Annotated in this window: 1 protein-coding gene and 1 pseudogene; one reads left to right on the plus strand and one right to left on the minus strand. The window is 71.2% G+C overall.

Annotation, left to right across the window (positions count from 1 at the left end; all coding sequences use genetic code 11):
• Positions 1-165: 165 nt before the first annotated feature.
• Positions 166-591, plus strand: coding sequence for a pilus assembly protein TadG-related protein (locus tag I5I_RS03335; protein ID WP_036316463.1), 426 nt, complete (start codon positions 166-168; stop codon positions 589-591).
• 56 nt (positions 592-647) lie between these two features.
• Here the strand turns inward: I5I_RS03335 and I5I_RS03340 are convergent.
• Positions 648-1,369: pseudogene (locus I5I_RS03340) on the minus strand (IS3 family transposase); the annotation flags it as partial.

Below are 1,369 nucleotides of genomic sequence, written 5' to 3' on the forward strand. Positions count from 1 at the left end.
CGCCACGCCCGGGCCGTGCCCGGCGGCCGGCGCGATGCTCTCGGTCACGGTGACGGCAGAGGTGCCGTTGCCGCTCGTCCCGCCGGTGCTGGGTCTCGACCAGGCGACGCGCGTGCCGGTCACCGCGACCGGGGTGCAAAAGGTCTCCCGCTATTGGGTCGAGCCGTGAGGGCCCTCGCGTCGCGCCTTCGCGACGATGAAGACGGCAGCGTGCTGATCCTGGCGCTCGGTTACTTCGTCATCGCGGTCGTGCTGGTGCTCGTGTGCGTCGACGCGACGAGTCTCTACCTCACGCAGAAGCGCCTGGATGCCGCAGCGGACGCGGCTGCGCTCGCCGGGGCGGACGGCTTCACCCTCACCGTCGACGCCTCCGGCCCGGCGGCACGGTTGACGGACGCCGGCGTCTACGCTCAGGCTGAGGAGCTGCTCGCGGCCACCCAGACGGCCGAGCTGGTTGCGGCATCCACACCCGATGGTGTCTCGGCGCGCGTCACCGTCGCGACGACCTGGCACCCTCCCGTGCTGACGCTGTTCGTCCCGGACGGCTGGCCGCTGCAGGCCACCGCGACCAGCCGTACGGCGCTGGATTAGCGCCTTCCTCGTCATTCGTTCCAGGTGTCGAGGAGCGGCGAGGACCCCATTCCGGGCGGCGAGCCCGGCGGAATGTAGGACAGGCCGGTGCGGGTACCTGCCCAATCGGCCGTCGCTTCGCTGATGAACTCGGGCCCGTTGTCGGACCGGGCCAGCGTCGGTGCGCCGCGGACGGCGACGAGGTGCTCGAGTTGGTCGGCGGTGATCAACCGTTCGGTGAGCCCGCCGATGCATTCGCGGGTGTGTTCTTCGGCGATCGAGCAGATCTTGATCGGGCGGCCCTGCTCGTCGGCGTCGAACTGAAAATCGACGGCCCACGCCACGTTCGGCGCGTCCGCGGTCGGCGCGTCGACGGTCGAGGACCCGACGCGTTTGCGCCGCCGCCGCTCGGGACGCGCAGACCCTCCTGGCGCCAGAGGCGCTGGATCTTCTTGTGGTTAATCGCCCGCCCCTCGCCGCGGGCGTCGTGATACGCCCGCCGGTACCCGTAGCGGGGATCGTCATTCGCCCAGGCTCGGAGCCTGTCCCTGAGCGCCCGGTCCGGGTCCGCGGTCGTGTCGCCCTTGAGCGGGCGCCGCTACGCGGAGCGGGAGAGCCCGACCGCACGGCACGCCATCCGTTCGCCCACCCGCAGCGTGTGCTTGAGGTGATCGATGGCGGCGCGGCGCCTGCCCGGGCTTGGAAGTCTCCCTCAGTCAACTCCTTGAGCGCTGCCTTTTCCAGCTCCGCCTCCGCGAGCAGGCGCTTCAGCGTGGCGTCGTCAACCTGAGCCGCCGAC

This window comes from Microbacterium sp. B24 (genome assembly GCF_000333415.1).
GTDB lineage: Bacteria > Actinomycetota > Actinomycetes > Actinomycetales > Microbacteriaceae > Microbacterium.